Annotated in this window: 13 protein-coding genes; 11 read left to right on the top strand and 2 right to left on the bottom strand. The window is 71.0% G+C overall.

What is annotated here, in order from left to right; all coding sequences use genetic code 11:
- The first annotated feature begins 70 nt into the window (after positions 1-70).
- From KXR53_RS29370 to KXR53_RS29325, 10 genes are all read left to right on the top strand, one after another.
- The gene (locus KXR53_RS29370) at positions 71-769 is read left to right on the top strand and encodes a response regulator transcription factor (protein ID WP_437378930.1); all 699 of its coding nucleotides are present in this window, start codon (positions 71-73) and stop codon (positions 767-769) included.
- Between the two features lie 82 nt (positions 770-851).
- A complete protein-coding gene (locus KXR53_RS29365; protein ID WP_437378928.1) occupies positions 852-2,597 on the top strand; it encodes a stimulus-sensing domain-containing protein in 1,746 nt (581 codons plus the stop codon).
- A 41-nt stretch (positions 2,598-2,638) separates the two neighbouring features.
- Positions 2,639-4,072: a pre-peptidase C-terminal domain-containing protein gene (locus KXR53_RS29360; RefSeq protein WP_437378926.1), complete on the top strand. Its 1,434-nt coding sequence runs from the start codon at positions 2,639-2,641 to the stop codon at positions 4,070-4,072.
- Between the two features lie 28 nt (positions 4,073-4,100).
- Positions 4,101-4,583, top strand: coding sequence for an HPr kinase/phosphorylase (locus KXR53_RS29355; RefSeq protein ID WP_437378924.1), 483 nt, complete (start codon positions 4,101-4,103; stop codon positions 4,581-4,583).
- Positions 4,580-5,464, top strand: a complete 885-nt coding sequence (gene rapZ / locus KXR53_RS29350; protein WP_437378922.1) for an RNase adapter RapZ — start codon at positions 4,580-4,582, stop codon at positions 5,462-5,464. The genes KXR53_RS29355 and rapZ overlap by 4 nt, the downstream gene beginning before the upstream one ends.
- A gap of 43 nt (positions 5,465-5,507) precedes the next feature.
- Positions 5,508-5,918, top strand: a complete 411-nt coding sequence (locus tag KXR53_RS29345) for a PTS sugar transporter subunit IIA (protein ID WP_026869137.1) — start codon at positions 5,508-5,510, stop codon at positions 5,916-5,918.
- Positions 5,915-6,229 (top strand): HPr family phosphocarrier protein, encoded by a 315-nt coding sequence (locus KXR53_RS29340; RefSeq protein WP_437378920.1) that lies wholly within the window; start codon positions 5,915-5,917, stop codon positions 6,227-6,229. Before KXR53_RS29345 ends, KXR53_RS29340 begins: the two co-directional genes overlap by 4 nt.
- Before the next feature lie 4 nt (positions 6,230-6,233).
- Positions 6,234-8,021, top strand: coding sequence for a phosphoenolpyruvate--protein phosphotransferase (ptsP, locus tag KXR53_RS29335; RefSeq protein WP_437378918.1), 1,788 nt, complete (start codon positions 6,234-6,236; stop codon positions 8,019-8,021).
- A gap of 19 nt (positions 8,022-8,040) precedes the next feature.
- Positions 8,041-9,024, top strand: a complete 984-nt coding sequence (locus KXR53_RS29330) for an NAD-dependent epimerase/dehydratase family protein (RefSeq protein WP_437378916.1) — start codon at positions 8,041-8,043, stop codon at positions 9,022-9,024.
- Between the two features lie 101 nt (positions 9,025-9,125).
- A complete protein-coding gene (locus tag KXR53_RS29325; protein WP_437378914.1) occupies positions 9,126-9,527 on the top strand; it encodes a hypothetical protein in 402 nt (133 codons plus the stop codon).
- Here KXR53_RS29325 and KXR53_RS29320 read toward each other — a convergent pair.
- Entirely contained in the window at positions 9,524-10,684 is a 1,161-nt protein-coding gene (locus KXR53_RS29320) for an MFS transporter (protein WP_437378912.1), read from the bottom strand. The genes KXR53_RS29325 and KXR53_RS29320 overlap by 4 nt on opposite strands.
- Positions 10,685-10,695: 11 nt before the next feature.
- Positions 10,696-11,463: a DeoR/GlpR family DNA-binding transcription regulator gene (locus KXR53_RS29315; RefSeq protein ID WP_437378910.1), complete on the bottom strand. Its 768-nt coding sequence runs from the start codon at positions 11,461-11,463 to the stop codon at positions 10,696-10,698.
- Between the two features lie 201 nt (positions 11,464-11,664).
- On the opposite strand from KXR53_RS29315, the gene KXR53_RS29310 reads away from it, so the two are divergent.
- Complete coding sequence (locus KXR53_RS29310; RefSeq protein ID WP_437378908.1) at positions 11,665-12,405, top strand: TerC family protein; 741 nt, start codon at positions 11,665-11,667, stop codon at positions 12,403-12,405.
- Positions 12,406-12,424 lie beyond the last annotated feature (19 nt).

The following is a 12,424-nucleotide window of genomic DNA, read 5'->3' as shown; positions in this document are numbered from 1 at the left end:
TGGGCGTTCAGCGTCGCCGGCAACGTGAATCTTTGCCTGCCGGGGGCGGGTGGTGAGAGTGGAGGGGGCCATGGCCCAGACCATCGCGCTGGTCGACGACGATCGCAACATCCTGACATCGGTCGCGATGTCGCTGGAGTCGGAAGGCTATGAGGTCCGCACCTTTTCCGACGGCGACGAGGCGCTGCGCGGCCTGACCCAGAAGCCGGTCGATCTCGCCGTGCTCGACATCAAGATGCCGCGCATGGACGGGATGGAGCTGCTGGGCCGGCTGCGCAAGACCACCAACATGCCGATCATCTTCCTGACCTCGAAGGACGACGAGGTCGACGAGCTGCTCGGCCTGCGCATGGGCGCCGACGACTACATCAAGAAGCCGTTCTCGCAGCGCCTGCTGATCGAGCGCATCCGCGCCCTGCTGCGGCGCGAGCAACTGGCCGCCGACACCGCGCCGGCCGACCCTTCGGCCGTGGTGACGCGCGGCGACCTGACGCTCGACGGCAACCGCCACGCCTGCCTGTGGCGCGGCGAGACCATCGACCTGACCGTCACCGAATTCCTGCTGGTCAAGGCCTTGGCCCTGCGCCCCGGCCACGTCAAGAGCCGCGACCAGCTGATGGACGCGGCCTATGGCGAGCACATCTATGTCGACGACCGCACCATCGACAGCCACATCAAGCGGATCCGCAAGAAGTTCAAGGCGATCGATCCCGATTTCGGCCATATCGAGACGCTGTACGGCGTCGGCTATCGCTACAAGGAGGCGTGAACGCGCCGGCCGCCGCCCCTGCCCCCGATCGTGGCCGGCGTCCCCGCTGGCTGCGACCGGATTCTGACCGCCGCATGACGCCATGACGGCCCCGTTGCGAGCCTTCCGCGGCCCCGCGCGGCGCCTCGGCGAAGCGTCCGAGGCCAGCCCGATCCCGGCCGGCGCCCAGGTCGCCGTGCCGGAGACGACGGCCGAGCCGATCACCGCGACCCCCGTCGGCGGCCGCACCGTCGACGCGCCCGTCGCGCGCATCCGCCGCCGCTTCTTCTCCAAGCTCACCGCCCGCGTCCTGGCCGTCAACATGATGGCGCTGATGATGCTGGTCGGCGGCATGCTGTACCTGTCGTCCTACCAGGAACGGCTGATCGAGAACGAGCTGTCCTCGCTCGACGCCGAGGCCACGATCCTGGCCGCCAACCTGGCGGAGGCGGCGGTGGTCGGCGGCGTCGACACGGTGCAGTCGCTGGACCCGGACACCGCCCGCCAGATCGTGCGCCGGGTGTACCAGACCAACGACACCCGGGCCCGGCTGTTCGGCGCCGACGGCAAGCTGGTGGCCGACAGCCGGATGCTGGGCCAGCCCGGCGGCATCATCGAGGTGCGGCCGCTGCTGCCGCCCCAGCCCAAGGGCTGGCTGCGCAGCATCTGGGACGCGATCTACGACTGGAGCACCGAGTTCGCCGGGCCGCGCAAGCGCTGGCCGGCCTATGTCGAGCGCCAGGACCAGCAGGCCAGCGATTATGCCAGCGTTCGCGCCGCACTGGGCGGCGGGGTCGGCCGCCAGATCTGGACCCGCGAGGACGGCAAGCTGATGCTCGGCGTCGCCGTGCCGGTGCAGCGCGTGCGGCTGGTGCTGGGCGCGGTGCTGATGACCCGCGAGGGCGTCAACATCGAGGGCAACCTGCAGACGGTGCGCGAGGAGATCCTGAAGGTTTTCGCCATCGCGCTCGGCGTCACCATCATCCTGTCGCTGTATCTCGCCGGCACCATCACCCGGCCGATCCGCCGGCTGGCCCGGGCGGCGGAGCGGGTGCAGCAGGGCCGCGGCCGCAAGATCGAGATCCCGGACATGAGCGGCCGGCGCGACGAGATCGGCGAGCTGGCCTCGGCGCTGAGGGCCATGACCGCGGCGCTGTGGAACCGGATCGACGCGATCGAGCGCTTCGCCGCCGACGTCTCGCACGAGATCAAGAACCCGCTGACCTCGCTGCGCAGCGCGGTCGAGACCACCGCCCGGATCACCGACCCGGCACAGCAGCGCCGGCTGATGACCATCATTCTCGAGGACGTGCAGCGCCTGGACCGGCTGATCACCGACATCTCCGACGCCTCGCGCCTCGACGCCGAGCTGTCGCGGGCCGAGACCGAGACGGTCGATATCGGCCGCATGATCGGCATGCTGACCGAGCTGTACAAGACCACGCTGGAGGACACCGGCCTCAAGATCAGCCTGAGCCTGCCGCCCGGCTCAGCCCTGACCGTGCCCGGCATCGAGGACCGGCTGGTGCAGGTGTTCCGCAACCTGATCACCAACGCGATCTCGTTTTCGCCGCCCGGCGGCGCCATCACCCTGCGCGCCCGGCGCGAAGGCGCCTGGGTGATCGCGACGGTCGAGGACGAGGGCCCCGGCATCCCGCCGGCCAAGCTGGAAGCGATCTTCGACCGCTTCTACACCGAGCGCCCGGCCGGCGAGAAGTTCGGCACCCATTCCGGCCTGGGGCTCAGCATTTCCAAACAGATCATCACCGCCCATCGCGGCCAGATCTTCGCCGAGAACCGGGAGGGGCGCCCCGGCGCCCGCTTCACGGTGAAGATCCCCGCGAAATAAGGGACGGCATCGACGATTTTCCGCATCGAAGGGGGAACTTCATGACATCGAGCCTGCGCCGGCTGCTGCTCGGCAGCGTCTTCGCCCTGGCCACCGGCCCGGCTTTCGCCCAGGAGCAGGCGGCCGAGCCAGCCGTCCCTGCCCCGGCCGCGCCGGCGGTGGTGGAGGAGATGGACGCGCTGTCCTTCGTCACCTGGGCCAGCGCCTCGGTCCGCGCGGCCCCGAGCGGCACCGCCGAGCTCGAGGAGACCCTGCCCTTCGGCGCCCAGGTCATCGTCACCGGCCGCCTGGCCGTAGGCGGCTGGGTGCGGGTGCAGACGCCGAAGACGCCGGTCGGCTACATGTGGGCGCAGACCCTGGCGCCGATGCGCATCACCCTGCCCGGCACTGCCGCGCCCGGCCCGGCCCCGGCCGACGAATCCGCCGACGACAGCATCGCCGGCGCGACGCCGCTCGGCGCCGTCGGGCCCTCCCCACTGACGGCCGAGGGCCGCGTCTCGCGCAGCGACGAGACCGATGTCTACAGCATCACCACCGCGGGCTGGACCGACCTGACGGTCGAGCTTACAGGCCTGACCGGCGACGCCGATCTGGAGCTGCGCGACGGCGACGGCAACAGCCTCGGCTCCTCATCCTCCGGCGGCTCGGATGACGAGCGCATTGCGGCCTCGGTCGAGCCCGGCACCTACTATCTCGTCGTCACCAGCTACGATGAGGACACGCCGTACCGCCTTTCCGTCTCCGGCACCCCGGGCGAGCCGCCGCCGCCGGATTCGGCGGGGTCCAGCCCGTCCGACGCCCGCGACCTCGGCGACGTCACCGGCAGCGGCGCGGAGGCCGGCGACTGGGTCGGCCCGGCCGATTCCACCGATTACTTCGCCTTCCGGATCGGCGAGCGGCAGGCCGTCACCATCGGCCTGGACGGGATGTCGGCCGATGTCGACATCAATCTGGAGAGCGACGACGGCAGCACCCTGCTGAGCGGCACCAACACCGACACCGAGGCGGAATCGCTGACCGCGACCCTGGATCCGGGCACCTACTATCTGAACGTCTACCCGGCCGGCAGCGAGGCCACCGAATACCGGGTGACCGTGACCGGCGCGGCCGCCGCCCCGCCGCCGCCGGACGGCGCCGGCAACACCCCGGACGCGGCCGGGGCGATCGAGCGGGTCGGGCCGGAGCCCGCCGCCGTCGAGGACTGGGTCGGCTTCACCGACCGCGACGACTACTGGCGCTTCACCTTGATTTCCCGCGCCGACATCACCATCCGCCTGGCCATGGAGAAGGGCGATGCCGATATCGACCTGCTGCGCGCCTCGGACCAGGAGAGCCTGATCAGCGGCGCCAATTCCGGCACCGACCCGGAGGAGTTGAAGCTGCGGCTCGAGCCCGGCACCTATCTGCTGCGGGTCTATTCCTATCAGGGCGACACGCCCTACACGCTGGAGGCCAGGGCAGTGCCGACGAAATAACGCGTCTTCTTGTCCGATGATTTTGCCGTTGCGATTGACAGGGGCCAGGGCGCCGGTCACCTTCCCACCCGCGATGGCGACGATCCATGCGACCTGCGTCGCAGTCGACGGCCGCGGCGTGCTGCTGCGCGGGCCGTCGGGCAGCGGCAAATCCGACCTGGCGCTCCGGCTGATCGATGCCGGCGGCCGGCTGGTGGCGGACGACCGGGTGCAGCTCTCGCTCGAAGGCGGCGTCGTGGTGGCCCGCCCGCCCGCCGTCCTGGCCGGGCTGATCGAGGCCCGCGGCTTCGGCCCGATCCCGGTGCCCTTCGTGCCCGCCGCGCCGGTGCTGCTGGTCGCCGACCTGAAGCCGGCCGAGGCGATCGAAAGGCTGCCGGAGCCGGCGGTCTGCGCCTATCTCGGAATCCGCCTGCCGCTGGTCGCGGTGGCGCCCTTCGAGGCCTCGGCACCGGTCAAGCTGCGCCTGGCCCTGGCCGGGCTGGCGCTGCCCGAACACCGTCTCGCACGATGAGCGACGTTGCTCCAACGCCGGCCCGACCCGGCCTCCGTCACCGTCTGGTGCTGGTGACCGGCATGTCGGGCGCCGGCCATTCCACCTCGCTGAAGATCCTCGAGGATCTCGGCCACGAGGCGATCGACAACCTGCCGATCGCGCTGCTGAGCCCCTTGGTGGACCACGCCGAGGGCCGGCCGATGGCGGTGACCATCGACACCCGCACCCGCGGCTTCTCCGTCGAGGCGCTGGAGGCCGAGATGGCGGCCCTGCGCGCGCGGGGGGACATCGATGTCAAGCTGCTGTTCATGGATGCCGACGATGAGGTGCTGCAACGCCGCTACACCGAGACGCGGCGGCGCCACCCGTTGGCGATCGACCGGCCGGTGGCGGACGGCATCCGGCGCGAGCGGTCGGAGCTGTATCCGCTGCGCCTCCTGGCCGACGTGATCGTGGACACCTCGCTGACCAGCCCGCAGGACCTGCGGCGGATGATCGAGGGCCATTTCGGGCTGGACGCGACGCTCGGCCTCTATGTCACCGTTATGTCCTTCTCATTCAAGCGCGGCCTGCCGCGCGAGGCCGACCTGGTGTTCGATGTCCGCTTCCTCGACAACCCGCATTGGATGCCCGAGCTGCGGCCGCAGACCGGCCAGGCCGCGGCGGTGCAGGCGATGATCCGGCGCGACGCGCAGTACGACCCGTTCATGGCATCGCTGTTCGGTCTGCTCGAACCGCTGCTGCCGCGCTACAACCGCGAGGGCAAAAGCTATCTCACCATCGCCGTCGGCTGCACCGGCGGCAAACATCGATCGGTGTTCGTGGCGGAGACGCTGGCGGCCTGGCTGGACGGCCAGGGCTACCGCCGCGGCTTGGTCCACCGCGACATGCCGATGTAAGGGCTGACAGGAAGGCAACCGGAACGACATGACCACCCACCCGATGATCGGCATGGTCCTCGTGACCCATGGTCGCCTCGCCGACGAGTTCGTCGCGGCGATGGAGCATGTGGTGGGCGCCCAGCCCCAGGTCGCCACCGTCTGCATCGGACCCGAGGACGATATGGAACAGCGCCGGGCCGAGATCATGGACAAGGTGTCCGCGGTCGACGGCGGGCGCGGCGTGGTGCTGCTGACCGACATGTTCGGCGGCACGCCGTCGAATCTGGCGATCTCGATCCTCGACCGCGCCAATGTCGAGGTGATCGCCGGCATCAACCTGCCGATGCTGATCAAGCTGGCCTCGGTTCGGAAGACCGACACCTTGACCGATGCCGTGACCGCCGCCCGCGAGGCCGGGCAGAAATACATCAGCGTCGCCTCGGCGCTGCTGAAGCCGGAGAAGCGGAAATGAGCGGTCCGGCATCCCCGGACGCGGCCCCCGGCTTGGGTGACGAGCGGCTGACGCGCAGCGTCACCATCTGCAACCAGCGCGGCCTGCATGCCCGGGCGGCGGCGAAGTTCGTCAAGCTGGTGGCCGAGTTCGACGCCGAGATCTGGGTCGAGCGCAACGGCACCGAGGTCGGCGGCCAGTCGATCATGGGGCTGATGATGCTGGCGGCCGGGCCCGGCAGCGCCATCTCGATCGCGGCGACCGGGCCGCAGGCGGCGGAAGCACTGGCCGCGCTGGCGGCACTGGTCGAGCGCGGCTTCGACGAGGATTAAGTCCATGGCGACGCGGATCGCCAACCTCCCCCCGCCGGCACCCAGCCGCGAGATCGTGCTGAACGGCCTTCCGGTCTCCGGCGGCGTCGCCATCGGCCCGGCCCATCTGATCGAGAGCGGCTTCGAGCAGGTGCCGGAATACCGGCTGGAGGCGGCCGACGTGGCCGGCGAGCGCGAGCGCTTCGCCGAGGCGCTGACCAAGTCCCGGCGGCAGATCAAGAAGCTGAAGGCCAAGGCCCAGGCGCTGCCGGAGCAGGCGGCGGAGGATGTCGGCTACCTGCTCGACGCCCATGCCGCGATCCTGTCCGGCTCGCGCCTGCTGCGCGGGGTCGAGACCCGCATCACCGAGGAGCGGGTCAACGCCGAATACGCGGTGCAGTCGGAGATCGCGGCCATCGCCGCCCAGTTCGCGGCCATGGACGACAGCTATCTCGCCAGCCGCATCGACGACATCCGCGAGGTCGGGGCCCGGCTGATCCGCAACCTGACCAAGCGCCAGTTCCAGGCCTTCGCCAGCCTGCCCGAGGGCAGCATCATCCTGGCCGAGGAGATCACCCCGGCCGACACCGCGCTGATGGATCCGCGCCGGGTGGCGGGCTTCGCCTCGGCCCTCGGCGGCGCCCAGAGCCACACCGCGGTAATGGCGCGGTCGCTGGGGCTGCCGGCGGTGCTGGGCGTGCCGGGCCTCCTGGCCGGGGTCCGCGCCGGCCAAACCGTGATCGTCGACGGCACCGCCGGGCGGGTGATCATCGACCCGACGCCCGAGACCCTGTCGGCCTACCGCATCCGGCGCGACCTGGCACGGGCCGACCGCAAGCAGCTCGAAGCCCTGGTCGGCCTGCCCTCGCGCACCCGCGACGGCGTTCCCGTCACCCTGTCGGCGAATGTCGAGCTGCCGCGCGACGTGCAGGTGGCGACCGAGCTGAACGCCGCCGGCGTCGGCCTGCTGCGCACCGAGTTCATGTTCATGAACCGCGACGACCTGCCGGGCGAGGAGGAGCAGTATTCGATCCTGCGCGGCATCGTCGAGGGCATGGCCGGCAAGCCGGTGACGATCCGCACCCTCGACCTCGGCGGCGACAAGATCGCCTCGGCCCTCGGCGGCCGCTTCGCCGAGACCGCGAACCCGGCGCTGGGCCTGCGCGCCGTCCGGCTGTCGCTGAAGGAGCCGAAGCTGCTGGAGACGCAGCTGGCCGCGATCCTGCGCGCCGGCGCGCACGGGCCGATCCGGGTGCTGCTGCCGCTGATCACCACGATCGGCGAGATCCGCGCGGTCAAGGCGGCGCTCGACCGGACGATGCGGCGGCTGAAGCGGCGCCGGGTGCCGGTGCCGGCGGCGATGCCGCCGCTCGGGGTGATGATCGAGGTGCCGGGGGCGGCGCTGATCGCCGACGCCCTGGCGCGCGAGGTCGATTTCTTCGCCATCGGCACCAACGACCTGGTGATGTACACGCTGGCGGCAGATCGCGGCGACGAGACCGTCGCCCATCTCTACGACCCGCTGCACACCTCGGTGCTGCGGCTGGTGCAGTTCACGGTCGAGGCGGCGCTGCAGGCCCGCATCCCGGTCAGCGCCTGCGGCGAGATCGCGGGCGACCCGCGCTTCACCGCGCTGCTGGTGGGCATGGGCGTCCGTGACCTGTCGATGGCGCCGCTCAGGCTGCTCGAGGTCAAGCGCCGGATCCTGACGCTGGACAGCGTCGCCGCCGCCCGCCGCGCCCGGATGGTGCTGGACCAGACCGATTCCGGCCGGATCGCGGCGTTGCTGGACGATTTCAACGAAGGCGGCTGAGCGTACGCAGGGGGGCGGCATGAAGATCCTGGTCACCGGCAGTTCCGGCCATCTCGGCGAGGCGCTGGTCCGCAGCCTGCGCGACCGGGGGCACGAGACGGTCGGGCTGGACCTGCGGCCCGGACCGTTCACCGACCGGGTCGGCTCGGTCGCCGACCGCGACTGCGTGCGGCGCGTCGTGGCGGGCGCGCAGGCGGTGCTGCACGCCGCCACGCTGCACAAGCCGCATGTCGCCACGCATGGCCGGCAGGACTTCATCGACACCAACATCTCCGGCACGCTGACCCTGCTGGAGGAGGCAGTTGCCGCGGGCAGCAGCGCCTTCGTCTTCACCAGCACCACCAGCGTGTTCGGTGACGCCCTGGTGCCGCCCGCCGGCGCCCCGGCCGCCTGGGTGACCGAGGAGGTCGCCCCGGTGCCGAAGAACATCTACGGCGTCACCAAGGCCGCGGCGGAGGATCTGTGCCAGATCTTCCATCGCAACCACGGGCTGCCCTGCATCGTGCTGCGGACCTCGCGCTTCTTCCCCGAGGCGGATGACGACAAGTCCAAGCGCGAGGCCTATGCCGACGACAACCTCAAGGCCAACGAGTACCTGTTTCGGCGGGTCGATATCGAGGACGTGGTTGACGCCCATCTGCTGGCGCTGGAGAAGGCGCCGGCGATCGGCTTCCGCCGCTACATCGTCAGCGCCACCACGCCGTTCCGGCCCGAGGACCTGGCGGAGCTGCGGCGCGACGCGCCGGCGGCGGTGCGGCGGCGCGTCCCCGGCTTCGAGGCGGAATATGCGCGCCGCGGCTGGGTGATGATGCCGAGCATCGACCGGGTCTATGTCAACGACCGGGCCCGGACCGAGCTGGGCTGGCGGCCCCGCCACGATTTCCCGGCCGTGATCGAGCGGCTGCGAGCGGGCGGCGGGCTGTGGAGCCCGCTGGCCCGGCTGGTCGGGTCGAAGGGCTACCACGCCGAGACCTTCGCCGAAGGCCCCTATCCGGTGGGCTGAGCCGGGGCCGACCCGAAACGAATAAGACGCACTCTCGATCTTGCATTGCATAGTATTTTAAACAAAGCTTGTTGATGCCGACTCGCAGCCGGGAACCGGTCATGCATGGGAACGTTCACATCACACCGGCGATCTGGATCCAGGATGGGGACCGGTCGCCGATCTGCCTGGGCGATGCCGATGCCCTTGCAGACTGGCTGGGCCGGATCTGCTCCTCATTGATGCGAAGCCGGCCGACGGCCCGGGACCGCCAGGTCCTGGAGCTGGAAGCGCTGCTGGCCCGGGTCGAGGCGACGATCGATGCTGGCGACGACCATCTGCCGGCCGAGCTGCGCCGGGACGTCGTGGCTGCGATCGCCAGGATGAACGGGGTTTCCGTTACCGCCGCGCCGGATCGAGGCGGAATGGCGCCGGCCACGTCGGGCCCGGCCGATTCGCCGGGCGACCGGCACCGCACCCGCGCCCCGTCGGCGGAGATCATCGAGCTGCGGAGAGTCTACTAGACCCGGACCGCCCGCGCCGAGGCCGCCGTCGCCACCAGCAACGCCGCCACGATCCCGAGTGCCGTCGGCAGGCCAAGGTGATCGGCGATGAAGCCGATCGCCGCCGGGCCGACCAGGATGCCGCAATAGCCGAGCGTGGCGATGGTCGAGATCGCCAGCCCCGGCGCCATCCCCGGCACCCGGCCGGCGGCGCTGAACAGCACCGGTACCACATTGGCGGCGCCGATCCCGACCAGGGCGAAGCCGATCAGCCCGGCCACCGGCCAGGGTACCAGGATCGCCAGCAGGAAGCCGGCCGCCGCCAGAGCGGAGCCGAGCCGGACCACGGTCTCGCCGCCGAAGCGGCTGGTGATGCCGTCGCCGGCCAGACGCATCACCGCCATTGCCACCGCAAACATGGCATAGCCGAGCCCGGCCACCGCCGGGTTCTGGCCACGGCTCTCGTGCAGGAACACGGCGCTCCAGTCCAGGACCGCGCCTTCGGCCTGGAACAGCACGAAGGTCAGCAGGCCGAGCACCAGCACGATGCCGCGCGGCATGGTGAGGCGCATACCGGCCTGCGCCGCGCCACGCTCTGGCGGCAACATCGATCCGGCCTGGGCGGCCAGCAGCGCCAGCATCAGGCCGCTGACGATCAGGGCCACGGCCAGGGGCGACAGCCCGAGGCCGAGCAGCAGGCTGGCGCCGCCGGCGCCGACCAGGCCGCCGACGCTGAACATGCCGTGGAAGGAGGACATCAGCGGCCGGCGGCCACGCGCCTCGACCGCCGCGGCCTGGACGTTCATCGCCACGTCCATCGACCCGGTCGCGGCGCCGAACAGGAACAGGGCGAGGCCGAGCAGCCATGCGTCCGACGCCAGGATGATCAGCGGCAGCGACAGGCAGAGTATCAGCCCGCCGAGCGCCGTGATCAGGCGGCTGCTGAACCGGGCGGCGAGAAAGCCGGCCAGCGGCATCGCCACCATCGCCCCGGCGCCCATGCCGAGCAGGGCGAGCCCCAGCACGCCGTCATCGAGCCCGAGCCGGGCCTTGGCCAGCGGCACCTGCGGCGCCCAGCTGGCGGTGACGGTGCCGCAGATCAGGAACATGGCGCGGGTGGCGAGGCGCGCGGCGCGGAGATCGGCGGTCGTGCCCTCGGTCTGGGCGAGGCTGGTCATCAGAGTTCCCCTCAGGCGAGGATCAGGGTGAGGCCGGCCCGGCGGCAGGCGGCCAGGAGGGAAGCGTCGGCCGATTTTTCGGTGATCAGCGCGTTCAGCCGACCGACCGGCAGGATCGGGAAGGGAGCGTCGGTGCCGAGCTTGTCGGCGGTGACCGCGGCGGCGACCCGGGCGGCGCAGCCGGCCATGCGCCGCTTCACCAGCGCCTCCTCATGATCCATGGCACCGAGCCCGGTCTCGACATCGAGGCCGCAGACCCCGAGCAGGCAGAGATCCGCCCGCAGCCCGTCCAGCGCCGCCAGCACAGAGGTGCCGACCGTCGCCTGATCCGCCTTGTCGAGCCGGCCGCCCAGCAGCACCACCTCGACCGTCGGGTGCCGGGTCAGGGCCAGCGCCGCCGGCAGGTTCGGGGTGACGATGGTGGCGCGCAGGTCGGGCGGCAGCGCCTCCGCCACCGCCAGCATGGTGGTGCCGCCATCCAGCAGCACCACCTCGCCGGGCCGGATCAGCCCGGCCGCCAGCCGGCCGAGCGCCGCCTTGGCCTCCGGACGCTCGCCGGCCCGGGTGGCGAAGGTCTCGGCGGCGGGGCTGAGCGGCAGCGCCCCCCCATGGACCCGGCGCACCACCCCGGCGCGGGCGAGGTCGTTCAAGTCGCGCCGGATCGTATCCTCCGACACGCCCAGCGCGGCGCTGGCGGCGGTGGCCAGGATCTTGCCGTCGAGGGCGAGGAGGTCGAGGAGGCGGCGGCGGCGCTCCTCCGGCAGCAGGATTTCGGTCATGGCACGGGTTCAGGCAAGAAGCTGCGCAATCATGCACGATCACGCATGATCGCGCAAGATCACGCGCCGCGGAGCGGCCGGATCGGACGATTTCCACCCGGAGTCAACACAGGCGGCCACTCTTCCGACGCCTGCTTCTGGTAATGTCCCTCGCCGCCCCCAATATCCCGGCGGCCTCAGCCAAACGGAGACCGACGAGCCGTGCTCGACTTCCTCGCCGATCCCCAGATCTGGGCCAGCTTCCTGACGCTGGCCGTGCTCGAGATCATCCTCGGCATCGACAACATCATCTTCATCGCCATCGCCACCGAGAAGCTGCCGGAGGCGCAGCGCGCCTCCGCCCGGCGCATCGGCCTGATCCTGGCGCTGCTGCTGCGCCTGATCTTCCTGGCGATGATCTCCTGGATCATCGGCCTGACCGCGCCGGTGTTCAGCGCCTTCGGCCGCGAGGTCTCCTGGCGCGACCTGATCCTGCTCGCGGGCGGCCTGTTCCTGCTCTACAAGGCGACGATCGAGATCCACGCCACGATCGAGGACCGGGAGGAGGGCCACGCCATCAAGGCGGCCAGCTTCGCCGCGATCATCGGCCAGATCATCATCCTCGACCTGGTGTTCTCGCTCGACAGCGTGATCACCGCGGTCGGCATGACCGACAACCTGCCGGTGATGTACGCCGCCGTGATCGTCGCGGTCGGCACCATGCTGTGGGCCTCCGGCCCGATCAGCGGCTTCGTCCACCGCCACCCGACGGTGAAGATGCTGGCGCTGGCCTTCCTGCTGCTGGTCGGCGTGGCCCTGGTGGCCGACGGCCTGCACTTCCACATCCCGCGCGGCTACCTGTACTTCGCCATCGCCTTCTCGCTCGGCGTCGAGGTGCTGAACCTCCTGGCCAAGCGCCGCCGGGCGAAGCGCGAGCCCGCGGCGCAGCAGGAGCGGGCCTGACCCGGATTCCGCCCCTCCG

The organism is Inquilinus limosus, from assembly GCF_051487185.1.
Lineage (GTDB): Bacteria > Pseudomonadota > Alphaproteobacteria > DSM-16000 > Inquilinaceae > Inquilinus > Inquilinus limosus_F.
This window is presented reverse-complemented; position numbering and strand designations above follow the sequence as displayed.